Source organism: Novosphingobium sp. SG707 (genome assembly GCF_012275515.1).
Lineage (GTDB): Bacteria > Pseudomonadota > Alphaproteobacteria > Sphingomonadales > Sphingomonadaceae > Novosphingobium.
The window spans coordinates 29508-52538 of the sequence record NZ_JAAZQL010000013.1 but is presented as its reverse complement, the minus strand read 5'-3'; the positions used below and the strand labels follow the sequence as shown (position 1 = coordinate 52538).

Sequence of the window (23031 nt, the reverse complement as noted above, 5' to 3'; positions counted from 1 at the left end):
ATGACCGATTATAGCAGCATCAGCGCTTTCCGCCCCGCGTGGCTGGGCGATGGGCGCAAAAAACTGCTGATCAATGGCGAAGCGGTGGACGCGCTTTCGGGCGAGACGTTCAACAGCATCAGCGCCTCGACCGGCGAGCTGGTGGCGCAACTGGCGCTGGCCGGAGAGGAAGATGTGGACCGCGCGGTGCGCGCCGCCCGCGCCGCCTTTGAAGGCCCGTGGAGCCGCTTCAAACCGGCCGAGCGGCAGGCGGTGATCCTCAAACTGGCCGAACTGGTCGATGCCGAATGCGATGATCTGGCCATGCTCGACACGCTGGAGATGGGCCGCCCGATCACGGCATCGCGCGGGCTTCGCGGCATGTTGAAGCGTTCTCTCCACCATTTCGCAGGGGCGGCCACGGCAATTTATGGCCAGACACTGGGCAATTCCTTCCCGGTCGATCTGCTCTCCTATACTCTGCGCGAACCCATCGGTGTGGTGGGTGCGATCATCCCTTGGAATGGGCCTTTGTTCAGCGCCGCGTGGAAGATCGGGCCGGTGCTGGCGACGGGCTGCACCATCGTCTTGAAGCCTGCCGAGGATGCGGGCCTGTCCGCCCTGCGCTTTGCCGAACTCTGCCACGAGGCGGGCGTACCGCAGGGCGTGGTCAATGTGGTGACCGGCGCGGGGGCGACTGGGGCGGCGCTCTCGGCCCACCCGGATGTGGACAAGGTGGCCTTTACCGGATCAGGCCCCACCGGCGCGCGGATCGTCGAAGCCTCGGCGCGGACGTTTAAAAAGGTGACGATGGAACTGGGCGGCAAATCGCCCAATATCATCTTTGCCGACGCCAATCTCGATGCTGCCATCCCCGCCTCGGCCATGGGCGTGTTCAACAATAGCGGGCAGGTCTGCGCGGCGGGCACGCGCATCTATGTCGAGCGTCCGGTCTATGAGGAATTCGTCGGCCGCTTCGCCGCCTTCGCCGATGGGCTGAAGGTCGGCCTCAGCCTCGATCCGGCCACGCAGATCGGCCCCATCGTGTCGGGCAAGCAATTCGACCGCGTTTCCGATTACCTTGCGCTGGGCGCGCAGCAAGGCGCAAGGCTGATCACCGGCGGCGGGCGTGTGACGGCGGGCGGGCTGGACAAGGGATATTGGGTGGCCCCCACGGTCTTTGCCGATGTCCGCGACGATATGCGGATTGCGTGTGAGGAAATCTTCGGCCCCGTCGCCTCGATCATGCCTTTCGACACGTTTGACGAGGTGATCGCGCGGGCCAATGCTACGCGTTTCGGCCTTGCGGGCGGGGTGTGGACCAAGGACATCGACAAGGCCATGTCGGCGGTGAAACGCATCCGGGCCGGGTCGGTCTGGGTCAACCACTATTTCGCGATGGACCCGGCCGTGCCCTTTGGCGGCTACAAGATGAGCGGATTTGGCCGCGAGGGCGGCCATGAGCATATTGACGCCTATCTGCAGACCAAGGGCGTGTGGATCAAAACGAACTGACTTACGGACGGGCCAGAGCCTTTCTGGCCCGTTCCGCCACGGGCAGGTCGATCATCCGCCCGTCGAGCGTGACCACCGACAGACCTTGCGCCCGCGCCTCCTCCCAAGCCGCCCAGATGCGCTGCGCTTCCTCGCGCGCGGCGGGGGAAAGGCCAAAGACCGCATTGGCCACCGCCACCTGCTTGGGATGGATACAGATCGCGCCATTGACGCCGTAAGCCGCCGCCTCGCCCGCGACGGTGCGATAGGCTTCCTCCTCGCGGAAACGCGCGATGGAGAAAGGCACCGCCAGCGCCATCAGCTCCCGCCCCGCCGCCGCCATAGCCAATTGCCGCGCGGGCAGGTCGAGCACGGCGGTGGACGGCTCCACCCCCATCGCCAAAGAGAAATCCTCGGTCCCCAGCGCCAGACCGGCCACGCAGGGCACATCGGCCATCGCCTGCGCCCGCGCAACGCCCAGCGGGCTTTCAATCAGCGCGATGATGGGCAAAGCCTCACCCCGCAATTCGGCCGCCATCGCGGCGATCACACCAAGGTCATGCGGACATTCCGCCTTGGGCACCATGATCGCATCACCCCCGGCGCTCACCGCCGCGCGAATGTCCTCCACCGCCATCATCCATGGCGCGTTGATCCGCACCGTGGCCGCCACGCCCTGCGCCCGCACATCCGCCACCGCCCCGGCCAATGCCGCGCGCGCCGCAGGCTTGGCGCCGGGCGCCACCGCATCCTCCAGATCGAGGATCACCGCATCGGCCCCCGCCCGCGCCGCCTTGGCGCAGCGCTCCGCATTGTCGGCAGGGGCAAACAGCATCGAACGCCAGCGCAGCATGGACATGTCCCTCATACAGATCCGGCCACGCCATCCGATGATGAACGCGGCCGGACAGTTTCCTTCAGGCAGACCTTAGAACTTGAAGCGGACCCCCGCCGTAAAGGCGCGGCCGATCATGTCATAGGTCGAGATATTGGTAGCCAGATTGACGCCCGGCGTGATGCCCGGAATAATCGGCGGATCGGTGTCGAACAGGTTGTTGACCGTGCCGAACACTTCGAAATAGCCGCCCGCACCATGGGGAATGCGCGCCCGCACCGAAAGGTCGGTGTACATATAGGCGGGCACCGAACCACCGACAAAGTTCGACAGATTGGGCGCTGACGCATTGAGGAAGCGGTTCATCGAGCCGATATACTGTTCGGCAATGTTGATGCCGATCGGCCCGACCGTGTAATCGACCGAGAGCGACCCGCGCCAGCGCGGATAGGACACGGGGTTAGAACCCACCACATTGGCCCCGGCATAATGCACCACCGGCTGTCCGGCATAGAGCTGGGTGTCGAACTGGCCCAGATAGTTGGCATAGAGGCGGATACCCAGCGCGCCCTTGCCGACCTGACGGCGATAGCTGGCGTCAATATCCACGCCCTGCGTCTTCAGGAAAGAGATGTTCGATTCCGTGATCCGCACCATCGAGGGGAACGAGGTCGAATTGGGCCGCGAGATCAGCGAACATTCCGGCGCCGTGCCCGCCGTGCCGCAGATATTGAGGATCTGCTGCGCGGTCAGCGCGTCGATGGCGCCGGTCATGTCGATCTTGTAAAAGTCGACCGACATGCTGAAGCCCGGCAGGAAGCTGGGGGTGAACACGCCGCCGATGGTCAGCGTCTTGGCCACTTCGGGCTTCAGCTTGGGGTTACCGCCCGATACGGTCGATGCGTTCTGGTTCAGCCCCGTGACCGGGTCGAGCACGATGCCGATGCCGCTGGTGTCGCCGCGATAGAGTTCATAAAGGTTGGGCGCGCGGATATCGCGCGAATAGGTGGCGCGCAGCAGGAAGTCGCTGACCGGCTTCCAGGTGCCGCCCGCCTTCCATGTCGTCACCGTGCCCGAGGTCGAATAATCGGTCACACGCACCGCGCCGTTCAGGCTGAGCTGCTGGGCCAGCGGCGCGTCTTTCAGCAGCGGCACCGCGATTTCGCCAAAGGCTTCCTTGACATCCATCGAGCCATTGGCCGTGCCCACATTGGTCAGCCAGTAATAGAGCGAGGCCGATTGCACCCCGCGCAGCCCTGCGAAATAGGCCGCCTTCTTGGCCGCCGTGTCCAGATTGGCCGGATCGGCATTGCTGGTCAGCGTCATGCTCTGTTTGCGATATTCGCCGCCCACCACGATGTCGACCGGGCCTGCGGGCAGGCTGAAGGGGCTGCCGCTGATGCTGGCGGTGATCGAGTCATGCTTGAAGCGCGCGCGATATTGCGAGGTGCCCGTGGCATAGGCATAGCCCGCCGGGCTGGACACGGCCGGATTGCCTGCAAACAGGTTGATCGGTTGACACCCGGCATATTGCGCGGCGACCGTCGGATCGGTCAGCACGCGGCAAGTGGGCGTACCGCCCACCGAGACGACATCGACTCCAGCAAAGAACTTCTTCCAGTCCCACAGACCCGACTGGGTCATGTTATGGGTCGATTCCGAATGGGTGTAATCGGCCTTGACCTTCCACCCGCCAAACTTGCCCTCGATGCCCGAGGTCGACTGGATGAAATCGGTGGTTTCGCGCACCCTGGTCTGATTGTCCGAATAATAGGCCGCAATGCCCACCGAACCGTTGGTCGCCACCGTCGAGGCCAGCGAGGCAGGAATATAGGGATTGCCCGCATAGATCGTCGCGGTCGGGCTGCCCTGGACCAGCGTGTTGGCCATTGCGTCATAGGCAATTTCGGTGCGCGAATAGATCATCTGCGTGAAGGCGCTGAAATTGTCGCTGAAATCGAAGCTGAGGCGGCCAAAGTTCTGATAGGTCTTGGAGGGCGCGATCGCGGTGGTATGCGCCGGGATCGTATAGCCATCCCCGCCGATCTGGATGCCCGCGCTGCCCGTGGCCGTGCCGGTGTTGAAGGGTGAGACCGTGCCGTCGGCATTCAGCTTGGTGCCCAGCGGCGTAGCGCCATTATAGAGCTTGCCATAGGTCGAGGCCGAGGAAATCAGTACATTGCCGGCCTGCTTGTACGGGTTGAGCGAGCCGCCCGGCGAACAGGCGGTGGCATCAGACGTGGTGTTGACGCAGCCCGGCGTCGATCCGACCCAGGCATAGCCGTTCTGGCCCGCCTTGCGCGCATCGCGCAGCATGCCGTCATTGTTGTAATATTCAGCCGAGAGCAGCAGATGGCCGCGGTCGCCCGCGAATTTGGTGCCAAAGGCCAGACCGATGCGCTGGTTGTTATTGTCGCCGCGCTGTGATGTGCCCGCCTGAAGATTGCCCTTCAGGCCCACGAACTTCTTGTCGAGCACGAAGTTGACGACGCCCGCCACCGCGTCCGAACCCCACGCCGCCGAAGCGCCGCCCGTCACCACGTCCACGCGCTGAACCAGCAGGTTGGGGATGACGTTGGTGTCGATGGTGCCGATATATTCGGTGGGCGCCACGCGCACGCCATCGACCATGATAAGGGTACGCAGCGGCCCCTTGGGGTTGGCCGTGGGCGTGCCCAGACCGCGCAGGTTGAGGATATTGCCATGGATCGGAATGGCCGAGAAATTGTTCGCCGACTTGCCCGGCCCCAACGAGTTCTGGAAATTGGGCAGTTTGTTGAGCGCATCGGGAATATTGGTCGGCGTGGCCTTGGCCAGTTCTTCGGCCGAGGCGACCGTCACCGGCGTGGGCGCGGTATAGCCGTCGCGCACGATGCGCGTGGCGGTGACGATGATGTCGGCGGCTTTGGGTTCATCGGCGGCGCTGGCGGCCCCCGGAAACGCGGCGGCCAGCGCCGTCCCGGCCAACAATACGGACATGGTATGAATTCGCATCCCAACCTCCCATAAAAGCCCGCGAAGTCCAACGCCTCGCTTTTTGCCCTATGTTGCAGAATTTGTAGGCCGGAGAATTTTGCCAGTCAATGCAAATTTGCATCCCTATGCACAATCATCGAGGCTGACGGATAAATATCACAACGCGCGCCAGCCCCATGAAATCGGGAGATATTTACACAGCCCCCCGGTTTACTCCGCCCGCGCGGCCAGCAAACGGCGCACGCCTGCACAGCCATGGGCAAAAAATCCCGCTGCGAGAATCAGGCCGGACACCACCAGAGCCACCATCGAAAGCCCGACTTTGGCCGGGTCGCCCAACACTTTGTCGGTAACAAAGCCGACAAGGAACGTGCCCAGCGCCATGCCGATCAACCCGGTCATCAGCACGAAAATCGCCGTCACCCGGCCGCGCAAGGCAGTAGGCGTGACAAGTTGCACCGAGGCGGGGCCCATCGACGAGGTCGAATGAATGCAGGTCATATAAAGGCCGAACAGCACAACCGTGGCATAGGGATTGCTGACCAGATAGGCCGCCACTGCCAGCGGCCCAGCCAGCACCAGCGTGATCAGGCACCAGCGCAGATGCGCATCGCGATAGCCAGCATTATACAACCGATCCACCACCCAACCATGCACCGGCAGGCTGAGCGCGGCGAGCAATTGCGCCACGCCCATCGCCAGTCCGATCTGGCCCGGTTTCCAGCCATGGACTCGGGTGAGGAAGGTCGGGCTCCAGATCTGCAGCGCGATGGTGACGGTATAGACGAAGCCGATGCCGAAGATGATGCCGCTGAAACAGCGCGGATAGGTCATGATGAAGCGCCAAGCCTCGCGATAGCCTTCGAGCGCGGAGACGGCGGCCTGCTGGCGGCGGGGCGGTTCGGGGAAAAGGAAGACGAGGAAGGCGAAGGCCATGCCCGGAATGCCGGTGATGACAAAGGCCTGCTGCCAAGGAGCGAAATGACCCATCATCGGCCAGTGCGAAATGCCGCCTTCCAGCACAAAGCCGACCAGCGGCCCGCCCAACAGAAAGACGATGCCCGCCCCCATCACCCCGCCCATGACAAACACCGCCATGGCCAGCGACAAGCGCGAGGGCGGGAAACTGTCGCCGATGATCGAATAGGCGCCGGTGGTATAGCCCGCCTCACCCGCGCCGACGAGCGCCCGCGAGGCCATCAATAGGCCAAAGGCCCCGGCAAAGCCGCAAGCCCCCGCCCCCGCGCTCCACAGCAGGATGCAGAAGAACAGCACCCAGCGGCGGCTGTAACGATCCAGCATCAGCCCCACCGGAATGGCGCAGAGGCAGTAGAAAACCGCGAAGGCCGGACCCTGCAGCAGGCTGAATTGCGTGTCGGAAAGGTGGAGACCCTGCTTGATCGGTTCGACCATCAGCGCCATCAGATAGCGGTCCGCCAGCGAGCGGATATACAGCACGAAAAGGATCGCCACCGTCAACCATGCCATGGGCGCGCGCGGATAGATCGGGCCTTCGGCCACATTTGCGTCAGACACGAAAACTCTCCCATGAGGCCTTATGGACGGCACAATAAATGCACCTTCGTGCAATTTTTAAATCAGGTCAACGTTTAACGCAGATCAACAGCCGCGAAACTGTGGGCGGCGTTTTTGGCGAAAGGCGCTGACGCCCTCGCGGTAGTCCTGGGTATGGCCAAGGCGGCGCTGGCCATCGCGCTCAATGTCGAGCTGGGCGTCGAAATCGCGGGCCCAGCTTTGCCGAATCGCATCACGCGCGGCCATGATCCCCTGCGTCGGCGCGGCGGCCAGCGAGGAGACCAGCGCGTCGACATGCTCGATAAAATCCTCGTCGGGCGCGCATTGCCAGATCATGCCCCATTCCTGCGCGCGGGCGGCGGTGATGCGCTCGCCCGTCATCGCCATGCCCAGCGCGCGAGGCTGGCCGATCAGGCGGGGCAGCAGCCAGCTCATTCCGCAATCAGGCATCAGACCGATCCTGGCGAAGGAAAGGATAAAGCTGGCCGATTGCGCGGCGATCACCATATCGCCCATCAACGCCAGCGCCGCCCCCGCCCCCGCCGCCACACCATTGACCGCGCAGACGAGCGGCACCGGCAAACGCGCCAGACGCCGGATCAACGGATTATAGCGCTGCTCGATGCTCTCACCCAGATCAAGCGGCCCTTCCTGTTCGACCGGCCTTTCACCCAGATCCTGCCCCGCGCAAAAGCCGCGCCCCGCCCCGGTCAGCAGAACCACCCGGAGATCCGCGCAGGCCTCGATCTCGTCGAGAATTTCGGCCAGCCTTTGATGCATCCCCACCGTAATCGCATTCAACTGATCCGGGCGGTTGAGGACGATGCGTGCGATGCCATCCTCCAGGGCAAAGAGGACGCAGGTTTGGGAATCGCTCATGAAAGGCAGCCTCTTTGGAATCGGGCGCGCCACTTTGTGTGCGCCCCATCAAAATTGCACTACGGTACAGTTACGTTATTCCATGAAGCTGTCAATCGGCGGCATTCGCATATCAATTATATGACTATATTTCATTATTTTATGACACTAGAATCCAAAAGCTCCCGCCCTGAAACCTTACCAAAGGCGCAGATTTCGCCCCGGCGATGAATGAAAATTTTATCTCAATTCTGCCCTGCAATGCAAAATATCACTAGCCTAGCGTCTCCGCATCGCTTACAGATCAACATCGAAGCAGAGCCGGCCGCGACCGGCCCCGAAACAGATTCACAACAAAAACCGGGCGGGATGATGGAAGACCAGCAATTCAGACAGGAGGTCCGCGATTGGCTATCCGCCAACTTCCCGCCGGCACTGACAGGCGTGAACGGGCTGATCTTTCAGGGTGATGCCCATGCCGCCGCCGCCAGCAAGGATTTTCAGGCCTGGCGCAAAGCGATGGCCGACAAAGGCTGGGGCACGCCGACATGGGATAAAGCCTATGGCGGGGCCGGACTTTCACCCGCGCAGGCCAAGATCATCGCGCAGGAATTGTCCGCCATCGGCGCGTTCAACCCGATCCGTTCCTATGGCACGATGATGCTGGGCCCGACGCTGCTGGAATTCGGGACGGAGGAGCAACGGCTGCAACATCTGCCCCGCATTTCCACCCATGAACTGCGCTGGTGTCAGGGTTTTTCCGAGCCGGGCGCGGGATCCGACCTTGCCTCGCTGCAAATGAAATGCGTCGATGCGGGCGACCATTGGGTGGTGTCGGGCCAGAAGATCTGGACCTCGGGCGCCGATCAGGCCGACTGGTGCTTTGCCCTTGTGCGCACCGACACCAGCGTCAAACATGGCGGCATCAGCTTCCTGTTGATCGACATGAAATCGCCCGGCGTCGAGGCGCGTCCGATTGTCCTCATCAGCGGATCGACCCATTTCTGCGAAGTTTTCTTCAACGATGTGAAAGTGCCCAAGGGCAATCTGGTCGGCGCGGTCAATCAGGGCTGGAACATCGCCAAGCGCCTGCTGCAATTTGAACGCTCCAGCCTGTCCGAGGTCAAGACCGATGTGACCCCGCTGGCCCCCATCGCCCATGCGATGCTGGGTACGGATGAGGAGGGGCGGATTGCGGATGTGGATGCGCGCGCGCGCATTGTCCATAATGCCATGCGCCATACGGCCTATCTGCAAACCGTGCGCAGGTTTAACGAGGAGGCGCGCAACGGCGGCCCCGGCAATGGCGTCTCGACGCTGAAAAACCTGTGGTCGGGCATTGTCCAGCGCCGCGCCGAATTGCTGGTCGAGGTGCTGGGGGCCGATGGCCTTGGCTGGTCGGGCGATGCCTATCCGGCCGATGCGCGCGAGGCCACCCGCGCGCTGCTGCATTCCAAAGCCTTCTCGATCTATGGCGGCAGCTACGAAATCCAGAACAACATCACGGCCAAGCGCTCGCTCGGCCTGCCGGATCGCTGAGGGGGACGCGCGCGATGGCCGTGTTGAACGAAGAACAGACCATGCTCAAAGACATGGTGTCGCAATGGGTCCGCGACCGGATGCCGGTGAGCGTGGCGCGGGGCCTGTATGACCACAGCGGCGGCGGACGCAAGGACGCCACCACCGGCTTTGACGCCGACGCCTATGGCGAAGCGGCGGCCATGGGCTGGAGCGGCATCCTCGTCCCCGAGGCGCATGGCGGCAGCGATTTCGGCGCTTTCAGCCTCGGCTTCGTGCTGGAGGAATTGGCGCGCACGCTCTCGCCCCTGCCTTTGCTCAGCAGCGCGATGATTGCGGTCAGCGCTTTGCGCCTTGGCGGAAATGCTGCGCAGCAAAGCGCATGGCTGCCGGGTCTGGCCGATGGTTCGATTATCGGCGCGCTGGCGGTGGACGAAGGGGCGCATCATGCGCCGGAGGCCCTCGCACTGACCGCCACGCGGGTTGCGAATGGCTGGCGTCTCGATGGCGTCAAACGCCCGGTGGCCGATGGCATGGGGGCGGACCTGTTCATCGCGGCCGCCTGCGGGGAGGACGGCACCATGCTGTTCCTCGCCCCCGCCGATGCCGCCGGTTTGACCCGCGAACCGCTCGACCAGATCGACGCGCGCCGCCCGGCCTTGCTGCGCTTTGACGGCGTAGTGCTGGCCGATGATGCGGTTCTGGGCTATGGCAATGCCCTCCTGTCCGCCATCCTCGACCGCGCCTATGTGGGACAGGCTGCCGAATTGCTCGGCCTTGCCACGCAGGCGTTTGAAACCACGCTGGATTATCTCAAAACCCGCGTCCAGTTCGGACAATTGATCGGATCGTTTCAGGCGCTGCAGCATCGCGCCTCGGAGATGTTCGGGGAATTGCAATTGACCCGTTCGGCGGTTGAGGCTGCGCTGGCCGCGATTGACGCCGATGATCCGCAATTGTCCTCGCTCGCCTCGCTGGCCAAGGCGATGGCCAATGAAACCGCCCATCGCATCACATGCGAAATGGTGCAGTTGCACGGCGGCATCGGCATGACACATGAGCATGACGCGGGCCTCTATCTCAAACGGTCCCGCGTGGCCGAACAGGCCTATGGTTCCTCCTCTTTCCACCGCGAACGCTGGGCGCGCCTCAACGGATATTGAACGATGCAATCGCGAGAGATTCACCTCATCCGCCGACCCGTTGGAGCGCCGGTGGCCCAGGATTTTGCGCTTGTCGCGCGCGACGTGCCGCCCCCCGCCCCCGGCGAGGTGCAGGTGCGCAACCTGTTCATGGCGGTCGATCCGGCCATGCGCGGGCGGATGAGCGATGCGCGCAGTTACGTCCCGCCCTTCGCGCTGGACGCGCCGATGGAGGGGCCAGCGATTGGCGAGGTTATCGCCTCGAACCACGCGGATTTCAAACCCGGCGATCTGGTCTTCTCCCGCCTTGGCTGGCGCGAGGTGTTAAACGCCCCCGCCGCCGTGCTGGAGCATCGTGACCGCCATGCCCTGCCCCCTTCCGCCTATCTGGGCTTTGCCGGATCGACGGGCCTGACCGCCTATGCCGGGCTGATCCGCATTGCCGCCTTGCGCGAAGGCGATGTGGTGTTTGTTTCGGCGGCATCGGGCGCGGTGGGTTCAATCGCCTGCCAGATCGCGCGGATCAAGGGCTGCAAGGTCATTGGCGCAGCGGGCGGAGCGCGCAAAAAAGCCTTCCTGCTCGACACGGTGGGCGTCGATGCGGCGATTGATTACAAGGCCGAACCCAACCTGACCAAGGCGCTGGCTCGCGAGGTGAAAGCCTTGGGCGCCAAGGGCATCGACGTCAATTTCGAGAATGTCGGCGGCGATCACCTTCAGGCTGCGCTAGCTCTGGCCAATAAGCATGCGCGCTTCGCTATCTGCGGCATGATCTCGCAATATAATGTCACCGATGCGCCCACGGTGCCCAAAAACCTGACCATGCTGATGACCAAGAGCATCCGCATGGAGGGCTTCATCGTGCTGGATCACAAGGATCTGGAGCCGCAATTCCTGTCCGACATGATCGCCTGGCACAAGGCGGGCCTGATCCGTCAGGCCGAGACGGTGCATGAAGGCATCGAAAACGCGCTGACCGCCTTCAACGGTCTCTTCAGCGGCGACAATCTGGGCCGCACGTTGGTCAAGCTGGGGGAACCGGCCCATGTATGATCTGCTGAAAGGCCTGCGCGTGGTCGAGGGCGCGGCCTTTATCGCCGGGCCTTCCGCCGGGCTGCATATGGCGCAGATGGGCGCGGAAGTGATCCGTTTCGACGCCATCGGCGGCGGGCCGGACTATCGCCGCTGGCCGCTCGCCCCCGATGGCTCCAGCCTCTATTGGGAGGGCCTCAACAAGGGCAAGAAGAGCATCGCGCTCGACCTTGGCCGCCCGGAAGGGCGCGAACTGGCTGTGGCGCTGGCCACCGCGCCGGGGGATCAGGGCGGCGTGTTCCTGACCAATTATCCGGTGAAGGGTTTCCTGAGCCACGAGGCGCTGAAGATCCGGCGCGAGGATATCATCACCGTGCGCGTGATGGGCTGGGCCGATGGCTCGCCTGCGGTGGATTACACGATCAACGCCGCCGTGGGCGTGCCGCAGATGACGGGGCCAGCGGACGATGACCGTCCGGTCAATCATGTCCTGCCCGCATGGGATCTGCTGGGCGGGGCCTATGCGGCCTTTGCGGCGGCCTCGGCCCTGTTGCGGCGGCGCGCTTCGGGCGTGGGCGCGGAAATCCGCGTGCCTTTGTCCGACCTTGCCGCCAGCAGCCTCTCGCATCTGGGCCAGGTGGCCGAGGTGCTGGCCGGCGGCGACCGGCCCCGGATGGGCAATGATCTGTTCGGCGCCTTTGGCCGCGATTTCGTCACCGCCGATGGACAGCGCCTGATCGTGGTGGCCATTACCCCGCGCCAATGGACGGGCCTGCTCAAAGTGCTGGACCTGTCCGAGGCGGTGGGCGCCATTGAGGCCGCGCTGGGCGTCAGCTTTGCCCGCGACGAGGGCGCGCGTTTCACCCATCGCGCCGCGCTTTTCCCCCTGTTCGAGGCCGCCTTTGCCCGGCGCGATGCGCAAGCGTTGAAGCCCGCCTTTGACGCGGGCGGCGTGACATGGGGCCAATATCAAAGCCTGCATCAGGCCGTGACCCAAGACCCGCGCCTGTTCACCACCAATCCGCTGTTCCAATCGCTAACCCACCCCAGCGGCCTGACCTATCCCGCCTCCGGCCCCGCCGCGACATTGGCCGATGAAGCGCGCGGCCCCCTCGCCCCTGCACCCCGACTTGGCCAGCATACCGATGAGGTTTTGGCGCAGGTTCTGGGGCTGGATGGCGGCGCCATCGGGCGGCTGCATGATGAAGGACTGGTGGCATGAGCATTGCCGAAGACGATCTGGCGCATTGGCGCACATGGATCGGGCGCGAGGAAGTCCGCCATGAGGTGCTGGACCCGCAAGCGCTGCGCCGCTTTGCCGCCGCGATTGGCGAGAGCCTTGATGTCGAGGCGCATCAGCCCTCGCTCGCCCATTGGGCCTTTTTCCTGCCCATCGCGGCGGCCGATCAGATCGGCCCGGATGGCCATCCCAAGCGCGGGGGCTTCATGCCGCCGATTTCCCTGCCCCGGCGCATGTTCGCGGCGGGGCGGATGGAATTTGGCGCAGCGCTGACCTTGGGCCAGCCCGCCACCCGCCGCTCGACCATCCGCGACCTGCAATACAAATCCGGGCGCAGCGGCGACCTGATCCTGCTGCAGGTCGAGCACACCATCGAACAGGCGGGCCAGATCCGCGTTACCGAGCGGCAAACCATCGTCTATCGCGATGCGGGCGCGGCCACGCCCGCGGTGGTCCCCACCGACGTGCCGCCCGCTGCCGAGGACGCGATCTGGAACCCCACCAGCGTCGATCTCTTCCGTTTTTCCGCCGTCACCTTCAACAGCCACCGCATCCATTACGACCTGCCCTATGCGCAGGGCGAGGAAGGTTATCCGGGCCTTGTCGTGCATGGGCCGTTTACCGCCACGCGCCTGTTTGCCCATGCCTGTCGCCATGGCCCGCGCCCGCACGCCTATGCCTTTCGCGCGGTGGCGCCGATGTTCTGCGGCGCGCCCATCATCCTGCGTGAGGCCGCGCCGGGCCAACTGGCCGCAATCCGCGCGGACGGGGCCGACGCGATGCTGGCCGGCGTCGAATATTGAGCTTCCCTTTCAACCCATGAGGAGTTTCACCCGTGGACGCAGAAACCTTTGAAATGCTGCGCGACACCGTCCGCCGCTTTGTCGACGAACGGTTGATCCCGGCCGAAGACGCGGTGGAAGAGGCCGATGCTGTCCCCGCCGAAATCATCGACCAGATGCGCGAAATGGGTCTTTTCGGCATTTCCGTGCCCGAGGAATTTGGCGGTCTTGGCTGCACCATGGCCGAGGAAGCGGGCCTGATCCGCGAGCTGACCCGCGCCTCGATCGTGTTTCGCAGCGTGATCGGCACGACCGTGGGCATCGGCAGCCAGGGCATCGTCATGGACGGAACGCCCGAGCAGAAAGCCGAATGGCTGCCCAAATTCGCCACCGGCGAGGCCATCGCCAGCTTTGGCCTGACCGAGCCGGATGCCGGATCGGATGCGGCATCCTTGCGCACCATCGCCATCCGCGAGGGCGACCATTACCGCATCAACGGCACCAAGCGCTATATCACCAACGCCCCGCGCGCCTCGGTCTTTACCCTGATGGCGCGCACCGATCCGGACAATAAGGGCGCAGGCGGCATTTCCGCCTTCATCCTGCCCGCCAACACGCCGGGCATTTCGCTGGGCAAGCCGGACAAGAAGATGGGCCAGAAGGGCGCGGTCACCACCGATGTCATCCTTGAGGATGTGATCGTGCCCGCCAGCGCCATCATCGGCGGCGTGCCGGGCATGGGTTTTAAAACCGCGATGAAGGTGCTGGACCGGGGCCGCATCCATATTGCCGCCGTGGCGCTGGGCATGTGCGACCGGCTGATCGGCATGGCCTTGCAATATGCGATGGAGCGCAAGCAATTTGGCCAGCGCATCGCCAATTTCCAGCTGATGCAGGCGCTGCTGGCCGATATGAAGGTCGATATGCTGACCACCGAGGCGCTGATGAATTCGGTCGCGGCGCGGTTCGATGCGGGCGAGAAGGTCAGCCTTGAATGCTCCGCCCTCAAATATCACGCCAGCGAAGCGGTGGGCCGGGTGGCCGACCGCGCAGTGCAGATCTTTGGCGGCGCGGGCTATATGGCCGAGTACAAGGTCGAACGCTTCTATCGCGATGTGCGCCTGCTGCGCATTTACGAAGGCACCAGCCAGATCCAGCAAACCATCATCGCCAAGGCGATGATCCGTCAGGCCGAACAGGCCTGAGCGGGAGGGAGAGTTTACCATGCGCAGAGCCGCGATTGTCGCCCCCATCCGCACCGCCGTCGGCAAATATGGCGGGTCGCTGAAATCCATCTCAGCGGGCGATCTGGGCGCCATTGTCATCAAGGCGTTGATGGAGCGCACCAAACTCGATCCCGAACGCATCGACGATGTGGTCTTTTCCCAAGGCTATGGCAATGGCGAGGCGCCCTGCATCGGGCGCTGGTCGGCGCTGGCCGCCGGATTGCCGGAAAGCATTCCGGGCGTGCAACTGGATCGCCGCTGCGGTTCGGGGCTTCAGGCTGTGATTGATGCCGCGATGCGTATCCAGACGGGCGCGGCTGATGTGGTGATCGCGGGCGGCGTGGAAAGCATGTCCAACGTCGAATATTACTCGATGGACCATCGCTGGGGGGCGCGTTCGGGCTCGACCACCATGCATGACCGTCTGACGCGCGGGCGCGTGATGTCGCAGCCGATTGCGCGCTATGGCGTGATCTCGGGCATGATCGAGACGGCTAACAATCTGGCCCGCGACTATGGCATCACCCGTCAGGAATGCGACGCCTATGCCGCGCTCAGCCATCAGCGCGCCACGGCCGCATGGGCGGCGGGCAAGTTCGACGATGAGCTTGTGCCCGTCGCCGTGCCCCAGCGCCGGGCCGATCCCATCATCTTTGCCCGCGACGAGGGCATTCGCGAGGACGCCACGGCGGAATCGCTCGCCAAGCTGCCGCTGATCGAAAAGGATGGCGTGGTCACGGCGGGCAATGCCAGCCAGCAGAACGATGCGGGCGCGGCCTGTCTGGTCGTGGCCGAGGACAAGCTGGCCGAGCTGGGGCTGGAGCCTATCGGCTGGTTCCATAGCTGGGCGGCAGCGGGCTGCGATCCTTCGCGCATGGGCATCGGGCCGGTGCCGGCGGTGGAGAAATTGTTTGCCCGCAACGGCATGGGCTGGAACGATATCGATCTGGTCGAGCTGAACGAGGCCTTTGCCCCGCAGGTTCTGGCCTGTCTCAAAGGCTGGGGCTGGAGCGCGGATGACAGCCGCAACGAGATGCTCAACGTCAATGGTTCGGGCATTTCGCTGGGCCACCCGATCGGCGCCACGGGGGGCCGCATTCTGGCCAATCTGATGCGCGAACTGCACCGGCGCAATGGCCGCTATGGCATCGAAACCATGTGCATCGGCGGCGGTCAGGGTCTTGCCGCCATTTTCGAGCGCGCCTGAACAACGCGCTTTAACGAACCGGCCATCACGCTCTCCCCGTGATGGCCGGTTTCATTTTGCCCCATTTCACTTTACCTTGGCGATGATCGCCACACCCACCAGCGTGATCCCCCCGCCCAGCGCCATCATCGCCGTGATCGGCGAATGGAAATAGAGCGCGGAAAAACAGGTCGCCAGCACCGGCGCCGCCAGCATCAGCGGCATCACCGCATTGATCGGATGGCGTTGCAGCAGCCATGCCAGCGCCCCCTGCCCCAGCACGGTCGAACCGAGGCTGGTAAAGGCGAACCAGCCCATAGCAGGCATGGGCATGGCGAACAGGCGGCCGAATTTATCCGCCTCAAACATCGCGGCAAAGGGCGCCAGCATGACCAGCCCCATCAGCCCGTTCCACGCCTGAATGGTCATCACCCCGATCCCGCCCAGCCGCCGCTGGATCAGCGCCGCCCCGCCCCAAACCATCGCCGCCCCCGCCATTACCAGCACGGCGGGCAATTCCCCGGCAATGCGCGGATCAAAGCCCAGCACCAGCACGCCGATAATCGCCAGCGCCACCCCAACCCCGCGCGCGGGCGAGAGCCTTTCCTTGAGCACAATCGCGCCCAGCAAAAGCGAGAAAGGCACGCTGAGCTGTCCCACAATCGCCAGCGCACCGACGTTGGTGGCCAAATGCAGCGCCAGATTCATCAAAAGCAGGAACAGCCCGCCATTGAGCACGCCATAGGCCGCAATCACCTTCACCCGCCCGCGCGGCAGACGAAACCACGGCGCACAGACCAGCGCCACCACCCCCATGCGCGCCGCAATCGACCACAGCGGCGAGGTGGCATCGACCACCACCTTCATCGCGATGACATTGGCCGCAAACAGCACATTGACCAGCAGCGCCACCGCCAATCCCGATGCGCCCATATGCGGGTGCTGCTGCTCCATGATCCCATCCCTTTATGATATTTGCACAAGAGTACAGGAATCTTGCCCATAAGTAAGCCGGAATTCCAGTGTTTTCATCGCAAATCCTGTTGCGCCAACGCCCATCGGCCAAAATCAAAAGTAACCCTTAGTGCAAAATATCTTGCCCTCGCGCGCGCCAGAGTCTATCGCAGGAACAACAAGTCCACAGATCAGAATCAGGACGGGAGAGACAGGCGCGTGCCCCTTATCACCACATATAACGGACATCCCGCATGAGCGCGCGCGCGCTTGATGGCGTGCGGGTGCTGGACCTGTCGCGCGTGCTGGCCGGGCCGTGGTCAACGCAGATTCTGGCCGATTTCGGCGCCGATGTGATCAAGATCGAATTGCCCGGCGCGGGCGACGATACGCGCGCTTGGGGCCCGCCCAATCTGATCGGCCCCGATGGCGCGCCCGAACTGGGCGAGAGCGCCTATTACCTCTGCGCCAATCGCAACAAGAGGTCGGCCGCAATCAATCTGGCCCATCCCGATGGCGCGGCGCTGATCCGCGATCTGGCGGCGCGGGCCGACATTATCGTGGAAAATTTCAAGGTCGGCGGGCTGAAGAAATACGGGCTGGATTATGAAAGCCTGAAGGCGATCAACCCGCGCGCGGTCTATTGCTCGATCACCGGCTTTGGCCAGACCGGGCCCTATACCAAACGCGGCGGCTATGATTTCATCGCGCAGGGCATGGGCGGCTTCATGTCGATCACCGGCGAAGAGGATGGCGGACCGCTGCGCGCGGGCGTGGCCATGGCGGACCTGTCCACCGGCATGTATGCCACCGTCTCGATCCTGGCCGCGCTGCGCCATGCCGAACGCACCGGCGAAGGGCAGCAGATCGACATTTCCCTGCTCGACACGCAAATCGCCATGCTGGCCAATCAGGGTTCGAACTGGCTGGTGGGCGGGGTCGTTCCGGGGCGGCTGGGCAATCGCCATCCCACGGTGGTGCCGTACAAGACCTTTGAAGTGGCCGATGGCGTGATGATTATCGCGGTGGGCAATGACCGACAGTTCCGCGCGCTCTGCGTCGAAATGGACGCCGCCCATCTGGCCGATGATCCGCGTTTCGCCACCAGCCGCGCGCGCCTGATCAACCGCGATGCGATTGAGGCCATCGTGCAGGATCTGGTCCGTCCCCACACGCGCAACAGCCTGATCGACCGTTTCGAGGCCTGTGGCGTGCCCTCCGGCCCGGTCAACACCATCAAGGACGTGTTCGAAGACCCCTTTATCGAAGCGCGCGGCACCGTCCACCGCTTCACGCGCGAGGATGGGGTGGAAATCCCCACTGTCACCTATCCGGGCAAGCTGTCCGCCACGCCCGCCGATTACCGCCGCCAGCCCCCCCGCGTGGGCGAGCATACCAACGAGATCCTGCGGGACTGGCTGCCCATGACGGAGGAGGCGCTTGATGCGCTGTCCGCCGATGGCGTCATTGCCCAGCGCAAGGCTTGAGGAGAGAATTGATGCAACTCGACACCAGCGTTTCGGCCATTGTCACCGGCGGCGCCTCGGGCCTTGGCGAGGCCACGGCGCGCGCCTTGGCGGCCAAAGGGGTCAAGGTCGCCCTGTTCGATTTCAACGAGGAAACCGGCGAAAAAGTCGCGGCCGACATCGGCGGCCTGTTCTGCAAGGTGGATGTGATCGACGAGGCCAGCGTGGATGCAGGTTTCGCCAAGGCGCGCGAGGCCCATGGGCAGGAGCGCATCCTTGTGAATTGCGCGGGCACCGGCAATGTCATCAAAACCGCCTCGCGTGACAAGGCGACCGGCGAAACCAAAGCCTTCCCCACCGACCAGTTCGAGCGGATCATCCAGATCAACCTGATCGGCACCTTCCGCTGCTGCGCCAAATCGGCGCGCGGTATGCTGGATCTCTCGCCGCTGGAGGATGGCGCGCGCGGCGTCATCATCAACACCGGCAGCGTGGCCGCAGAGGATGGTCAGATCGGCCAGGCCGCCTATGCCGCCTCCAAGGGCGGGATCGTCAGCCTGACGCTACCGATGGCGCGCGATCTGATGAACGATGGCATCCGGGTGAACTGCATCCTGCCGGGCATTTTCGACACGCCCTTGATGGCGCGCGCGGCCGATGCGGTGAAGCAATCGCTGGCCGCCAGCGTGCCCTTCCCCAAGCGTTTTGGCCGCCCGCCCGAATTTGCCGCCATGGCGCTGGCCATGATCGAGAACGATTATTGGAACGGCGAGGATGTCCGGCTGGACGGCGGCATCCGCATGGCGCCGCGTTGAGGGGGATAGAGCCGATGAGCGAGGAACCCGAATTCGTCACCTATAACGTCACCGATGGCGTGGCATGGGTGATGCTGAACCGCCCGCAATATTCCAATGCGCAGAACTATCGCCTGCTGGGCCAACTGGACGATGCGTTCAAACGCGCGGTCGAGGATGATGAGGTCAAGGTCATCGTGCTGGGCGGCGAGGGGAAGCATTTTTCCGCAGGCCACGACATCGGCACTCCCGACAAGGACAGCCACATGCCGCGCCACCGCACGACGATGTGGTGGGACCACACCAACAAGGGAGGGGCCGAGCGGCAATATGTGCTGGAGCAGGACGGCTATCTGGGCCTGTGCCGCCGCTGGCAGGAGATTCCCAAACCGATGATCGCCATGGTGCAGGGCGCGTGCATTGCGGGCGGGCTGATGCTGGCGTGGGTGTGCGACCTGATCATCGCGTCGGAGGATGCGTTCTTTCAGGACCCGGTGTTGCGCATGGCGCAGCCGGGCGTGGAATATTTCGCCCATGCGTTTGAATTGCCGCCCCGCGTGGCGCGTGAATTGCTCCTGCTGGGCCGCCGGATGCCGGCCGCGCGCGCCTATCAGTTCGGCATGGTCAACGAAATCCACCCGCGCGAAACCCTGCGCGAGGAAGTCGCCAAGATCGCCGCCGAACTGGTCGAACGCGACCGTTTCGGCATGGCGCTGACCAAGCAGGCGTTCAATTTCGTAGAGGATCTGCGCGGCAAGCGTCAGGCGATGGATGGCGTGTTCCACATGCACCATCTGGCCCATGCGCATAATCAATTGATGACGGGCCATCTTGTCGGCGGGCTTGACTCCAAGGCGATGGCGGCGGCCAACAAGAAGCAGGCGGGGGATAAGGAATGACGCTTATTCTGCCGGGGCTGACCGCCCTGCTTTCCCAGGCGGCGGATGCGGCAGCGGCTTTTGTCGCCCATGCCCAGCCGCAGGTGAAGGCCCGCATCGCCACGCCCGAGGGCAAGGTGGACCGTGTTGCCGCCGATGTAGAGCAGCATATCGTCCATGGCTTTGGCTGGTATGCCTCCTATGCCGAATTGCTGCGCGAGGTTTCCACATGGGCCGCCGCGCTGGAGCAGGCCGGGGAATTTACCGAGGTCGAGGCCCTGCTCGCCCAATTGCTGTTTGCCGAATATGGCGCGCAGATGCGCGGCGGCATCGCGATGAATCAGGGCGAGGTGATCCGCCCTGCTGACCTCTGCGATCATGCCGATGCGCTCGACGCCCCCGCCCTGACCCGCCTGATCCGCGAGGGCGGGACGCAAGAGGTCAAAACCGCCATCGCGCGCCACCTAATGGATGCGCGCGGGCGGGTGACTTTGGAAAATTGCGGGCTCGATGAAACGCTCACCCTGATCCGCGATCAATTCTTTGCCCTCTCGAATGACAAGGTCGCGCCCCATGCTCACGAATGGCATTTGAAGGACGAATTGATCCCCATCGAACTGGTCGACGAACTGGGCGAGATGGGCGTGTTCGCCATGACCATCCCTGAGGAATTCGGCGGGCTGGGCATGGGCAAGACCGCGATGTGCGTGGTGTCCGAAGAATTGTCGCGCGGGTGGATCGGGGTCGGCTCGCTGGCCACGCGGTCCGAAATCGCCGCCGAACTGATCCTGACCGGCGGCACGTTGGAGCAGAAGCAGCATTGGTTGCCGCAAATCGCCAGCGCGGCGATCCTGCCCACCGCCGTGTTTACCGAGCCGGACACGGGTTCGGATCTGGGTTCTTTGCGGACCCGCGCCACGCTGAACGGCGAGGAATACAGCATCAGCGGCAACAAGACATGGATCACCCATGCCGCCCGCGCCGATGTGATGACGCTGCTGGTGCGCACCAATCCGGAAACGCGCAACCACAGCGGTCTGTCGATGCTGATCGCGCCTAAAATGCGCGGCGATGAGGCCAACCCCTTCCCCAGCCCCGGCATGAGCGGGGGCGAGATCGGCGTGATCGGCTATCGCGGCATGAAGGAATACGAAATCGGCTTCGACGATTTCCGCGTCCCCGCCGAAAACCTGCTGGGCGGGGTCGAGGGGCAAGGCTTCAAGCAATTGATGGCCACGTTTGAAAGCGCGCGCATCCAGACCGCCGCGCGCGCCATCGGCGTGGCGCAGGCCTCGCTCGACGTGGGCCTTGCCTATGCGATGGACCGCAAGCAATTCGGGCGCCCGATCATCGAATTCCCCCGCGTGGCCAACAAGCTGGCGATGATGGCGGCGGAAATCATGGGCGCGCGCCAGCTCACCTATTTCGCCGCCCGCCGCAAGGACGAAGGCAAGCGATGCGACCTTGAAGCCGGCATGGCCAAGCTGATCGGTGCGCGCGTGGCTTGGGCGGCGGCGGACAATGCCTTGCAGATCCACGGCGGCAACGGTTTCGCCATGGAATATGTCGTCAGCCGCCTGCTGGCCGATGCGCGGATTTTGAACATCTTTGAAGGCGCGGGCGAGATTCAGGCGCAGGTGATTGCGCGGCGGTTGCTGGATGGCGGGAATTGAAGAAAGGGTTTTAGGTGCGAGGGTCTAGACCCTCGCGCTCCCGTTACTGTCTGCGTTGCGTGTTGTGTTCAGCGTTTTGTGTCGGACGCGGCGTTGAAATGATAAAGCCTGCGGCGCGGAGAGGGGTGCCCTTACCGCGCCGCAGGCTTTCATTATTCCACCCACCAAGGCGGCCATTTCACCCATTAACGGGATTGCAAAGGGGCCAAGCCCCTTTGCCCGCCGGAGGCAAACTCCCCTTCTTACAACCTCTCCACAATCGTCACATTGGCCATCCCGCCCGCCTCACACATGGTCTGCAAGCCATAACGCCCCCCGGTCGAATGCAGGGCACTGACAAGGGTCGCCATCAACTTCGCACCCGACCCGCCCAAAGGATGCCCCAGCGCGATCGCCCCGCCATGCACATTCATCCGCGCCGTATCGGCACCCAGCGCCTGCGCCCAAGCCAAAGGCACCGGGGCAAAGGCCTCGTTGACTTCATAGAGGTCGATGTCTCCGATCCCCATACCCGCCTTGGCCAGAGCGCGCTGGGTGGCCGGGATCGGGGCTTCGAGCATGATGACGGGATCATGGCCAAGGACGGTCATCTGATGGATGCGGGCCAAGGGCTTCAACCCCAAAGCCTTCAGCCCCCGTTCGTTGACCACCAGCACCGCTGCCGCGCCGTCGCAGATCTGGCTGGCATTGGCCGCGCTGATGACGCCGCCCTCGGTCAGCAATTTGACGCTGCTGATCTTTTCGAGGCTGGCATCGGCGCGGATGCCTTCGTCGGTCTTGTGGATCACCGTCTCACCTTCGGGCGTGACCACTTCCAGCGGGATGATTTCGGCGTCAAACTTGCCCTCTGCTGTCGCGGCGGCGGCGCGGCGATGACTTTCCAGCGCATAGGCATCCAGCACATCGCGCGTCAGGCCATATTTCTTGGCCAGCATTTCGGCCCCGCCAAACTGGCTGAAGGGCGTGTCGGGATAGCGCGCCTCGATGCCGGGGCTGCGGTATGTGCCGAAACCATGCTTGGCCGCCAGCGTCCAGGGCAGGCCCATCGGCACGCGGGTCATGCTCTCGACGCCCGCCGCGATCACCACGTCCATCACCCCCGCCATGACCGTGGCGGCGGCAAAGTGGACGGCCTGCTGGCTCGATCCGCATTGGCGGTCAACATGCGTGCCGGGCACCGATTCGGGCAATCCGCCCGCCAGCACCGCGTTGCGGGCGATATTGGCGCCCTGCTCACCGCCAGGGCAGGCGCAGCCCATGATGACATCCTCGACCAGCGCGGGATCAACCCCCGCCCGGTCGATCAAACCGGCCAACACCCGCCCGGCCAGATCCGCCGGATGCACCCCGGCCAGCCGCCCGCCGCGCTTGCCCCCGGCCGAACGCGCCACGGCCACGATATAGGCTTCCGCCATGCCTCATCCTCTCTTTATGAATCTATACTGTGATGCAGAATTATAGG

18 protein-coding genes are annotated in these 23031 nt (G+C 63.9%); 12 read left to right on the top strand and 6 right to left on the bottom strand.

Going from position 1 to position 23031, the window contains the following annotated elements:
• Positions 1-1494, top strand: a complete 1494-nt coding sequence (locus tag FHW92_RS23415) for an aldehyde dehydrogenase family protein (RefSeq protein WP_168605709.1) — start codon at positions 1-3, stop codon at positions 1492-1494.
• A 1-nt stretch (position 1495) separates the two neighbouring features.
• On the opposite strand, the gene FHW92_RS23410 is transcribed toward FHW92_RS23415, so the two are convergent.
• The 4 genes from FHW92_RS23410 to paaG all read right to left on the bottom strand — a co-directional run bounded on the left by FHW92_RS23410 (position 1496) and on the right by paaG (position 7699).
• Positions 1496-2326 carry an aldolase/citrate lyase family protein gene (locus FHW92_RS23410; protein WP_168605708.1) on the bottom strand — a complete coding sequence of 277 codons (831 nt, stop codon included), beginning with the start codon at positions 2324-2326 and terminating at the stop codon, positions 1496-1498.
• 75 nt (positions 2327-2401) lie between these two features.
• Positions 2402-5287 carry a TonB-dependent receptor gene (locus FHW92_RS23405; protein ID WP_246870389.1) on the bottom strand — a complete coding sequence of 962 codons (2886 nt, stop codon included), beginning with the start codon at positions 5285-5287 and terminating at the stop codon, positions 2402-2404.
• Positions 5288-5494: 207 nt separating this feature from the next.
• Complete coding sequence (locus FHW92_RS23400) at positions 5495-6820, bottom strand: MFS transporter (RefSeq protein ID WP_349237745.1); 1326 nt, start codon at positions 6818-6820, stop codon at positions 5495-5497.
• An 84-nt stretch (positions 6821-6904) separates the two neighbouring features.
• Positions 6905-7699 (bottom strand): 2-(1,2-epoxy-1,2-dihydrophenyl)acetyl-CoA isomerase PaaG, encoded by a 795-nt coding sequence (paaG, locus tag FHW92_RS23395; protein ID WP_168605706.1) that lies wholly within the window; start codon positions 7697-7699, stop codon positions 6905-6907.
• A gap of 348 nt (positions 7700-8047) precedes the next feature.
• Here paaG and FHW92_RS23390 point away from each other — a divergent pair, with 348 nt between their 5' ends.
• From FHW92_RS23390 to FHW92_RS23360, 7 genes are read left to right on the top strand one after another with little or no spacing between them, the layout of a single operon-like run.
• Positions 8048-9217: an acyl-CoA dehydrogenase family protein gene (locus FHW92_RS23390; protein ID WP_168605705.1), complete on the top strand. Its 1170-nt coding sequence runs from the start codon at positions 8048-8050 to the stop codon at positions 9215-9217.
• A 14-nt stretch (positions 9218-9231) separates the two neighbouring features.
• Positions 9232-10359, top strand: a complete 1128-nt coding sequence (locus FHW92_RS23385) for an acyl-CoA dehydrogenase family protein (RefSeq protein ID WP_168605704.1) — start codon at positions 9232-9234, stop codon at positions 10357-10359.
• Positions 10360-10362: 3 nt separating this feature from the next.
• Entirely contained in the window at positions 10363-11391 is a 1029-nt protein-coding gene (locus FHW92_RS23380; protein WP_168605703.1) for an NADP-dependent oxidoreductase, read from the top strand.
• Complete coding sequence (locus FHW92_RS23375) at positions 11384-12592, top strand: CoA transferase (protein ID WP_168605702.1); 1209 nt, start codon at positions 11384-11386, stop codon at positions 12590-12592. Before FHW92_RS23380 ends, FHW92_RS23375 begins: the two co-directional genes overlap by 8 nt.
• Positions 12589-13413, top strand: a complete 825-nt coding sequence (locus FHW92_RS23370; protein ID WP_168605701.1) for a MaoC family dehydratase N-terminal domain-containing protein — start codon at positions 12589-12591, stop codon at positions 13411-13413. Before FHW92_RS23375 ends, FHW92_RS23370 begins: the two co-directional genes overlap by 4 nt.
• A 32-nt stretch (positions 13414-13445) precedes the next feature.
• Complete coding sequence (locus tag FHW92_RS23365; RefSeq protein WP_168605700.1) at positions 13446-14597, top strand: acyl-CoA dehydrogenase family protein; 1152 nt, start codon at positions 13446-13448, stop codon at positions 14595-14597.
• A gap of 19 nt (positions 14598-14616) precedes the next feature.
• Complete coding sequence (locus FHW92_RS23360; protein WP_168605699.1) at positions 14617-15825, top strand: acetyl-CoA C-acetyltransferase; 1209 nt, start codon at positions 14617-14619, stop codon at positions 15823-15825.
• A gap of 66 nt (positions 15826-15891) precedes the next feature.
• On the opposite strand, the gene FHW92_RS23355 is transcribed toward FHW92_RS23360, so the two are convergent.
• Complete coding sequence (locus FHW92_RS23355; RefSeq protein ID WP_168605698.1) at positions 15892-16758, bottom strand: DMT family transporter; 867 nt, start codon at positions 16756-16758, stop codon at positions 15892-15894.
• 254 nt (positions 16759-17012) lie between these two features.
• On the opposite strand from FHW92_RS23355, the gene FHW92_RS23350 reads away from it, so the two are divergent.
• Genes FHW92_RS23350 through FHW92_RS23335 form a run of 4 tightly spaced genes read left to right on the top strand, consistent with a single transcriptional unit; the run spans position 17013 to position 21569 of the window.
• A complete protein-coding gene (locus FHW92_RS23350; RefSeq protein WP_168605697.1) occupies positions 17013-18245 on the top strand; it encodes a CaiB/BaiF CoA-transferase family protein in 1233 nt (410 codons plus the stop codon).
• Between the two features lie 11 nt (positions 18246-18256).
• A complete protein-coding gene (locus FHW92_RS23345) occupies positions 18257-19039 on the top strand; it encodes an SDR family NAD(P)-dependent oxidoreductase (protein WP_168605696.1) in 783 nt (260 codons plus the stop codon).
• A 14-nt stretch (positions 19040-19053) separates the two neighbouring features.
• A complete protein-coding gene (locus FHW92_RS23340; protein ID WP_168605695.1) occupies positions 19054-19917 on the top strand; it encodes an enoyl-CoA hydratase in 864 nt (287 codons plus the stop codon).
• Positions 19914-21569, top strand: coding sequence for an acyl-CoA dehydrogenase family protein (locus FHW92_RS23335; RefSeq protein WP_168605694.1), 1656 nt, complete (start codon positions 19914-19916; stop codon positions 21567-21569). Before FHW92_RS23340 ends, FHW92_RS23335 begins: the two co-directional genes overlap by 4 nt.
• A 242-nt stretch (positions 21570-21811) precedes the next feature.
• On the opposite strand, the gene FHW92_RS23330 is transcribed toward FHW92_RS23335, so the two are convergent.
• Positions 21812-22984, bottom strand: a complete 1173-nt coding sequence (locus FHW92_RS23330; protein WP_168605693.1) for an acetyl-CoA C-acetyltransferase — start codon at positions 22982-22984, stop codon at positions 21812-21814.
• Positions 22985-23031: the final 47 nt, after the last annotated feature.

Coding starts and splice junctions, on each gene's coding strand:
- FHW92_RS23410 (WP_168605708.1), bottom strand. CDS start 2,326: ATGCTGCGCTGGCGTTCGATGCTGTTTGCCCCTGCCGACAATGCGGAG.
- FHW92_RS23355 (WP_168605698.1), bottom strand. CDS start 16,758: ATGGAGCAGCAGCACCCGCATATGGGCGCATCGGGATTGGCGGTGGCG.
- FHW92_RS23345 (WP_168605696.1), top strand. CDS start 18,257: ATGCAACTCGACACCAGCGTTTCGGCCATTGTCACCGGCGGCGCCTCG.
- FHW92_RS23340 (WP_168605695.1), top strand. CDS start 19,054: ATGAGCGAGGAACCCGAATTCGTCACCTATAACGTCACCGATGGCGTG.
- FHW92_RS23370 (WP_168605701.1), top strand. CDS start 12,589: ATGAGCATTGCCGAAGACGATCTGGCGCATTGGCGCACATGGATCGGG.
- FHW92_RS23330 (WP_168605693.1), bottom strand. CDS start 22,984: ATGGCGGAAGCCTATATCGTGGCCGTGGCGCGTTCGGCCGGGGGCAAG.
- FHW92_RS23335 (WP_168605694.1), top strand. CDS start 19,914: ATGACGCTTATTCTGCCGGGGCTGACCGCCCTGCTTTCCCAGGCGGCG.
- FHW92_RS23405 (WP_246870389.1), bottom strand. CDS start 5,287: ATGTCCGTATTGTTGGCCGGGACGGCGCTGGCCGCCGCGTTTCCGGGG.
- FHW92_RS23360 (WP_168605699.1), top strand. CDS start 14,617: ATGCGCAGAGCCGCGATTGTCGCCCCCATCCGCACCGCCGTCGGCAAA.
- FHW92_RS23375 (WP_168605702.1), top strand. CDS start 11,384: ATGTATGATCTGCTGAAAGGCCTGCGCGTGGTCGAGGGCGCGGCCTTT.
- FHW92_RS23415 (WP_168605709.1), top strand. CDS start 1: ATGACCGATTATAGCAGCATCAGCGCTTTCCGCCCCGCGTGGCTGGGC.
- paaG (WP_168605706.1), bottom strand. CDS start 7,699: ATGAGCGATTCCCAAACCTGCGTCCTCTTTGCCCTGGAGGATGGCATC.
- FHW92_RS23380 (WP_168605703.1), top strand. CDS start 10,363: ATGCAATCGCGAGAGATTCACCTCATCCGCCGACCCGTTGGAGCGCCG.
- FHW92_RS23350 (WP_168605697.1), top strand. CDS start 17,013: ATGAGCGCGCGCGCGCTTGATGGCGTGCGGGTGCTGGACCTGTCGCGC.
- FHW92_RS23390 (WP_168605705.1), top strand. CDS start 8,048: ATGATGGAAGACCAGCAATTCAGACAGGAGGTCCGCGATTGGCTATCC.
- FHW92_RS23385 (WP_168605704.1), top strand. CDS start 9,232: ATGGCCGTGTTGAACGAAGAACAGACCATGCTCAAAGACATGGTGTCG.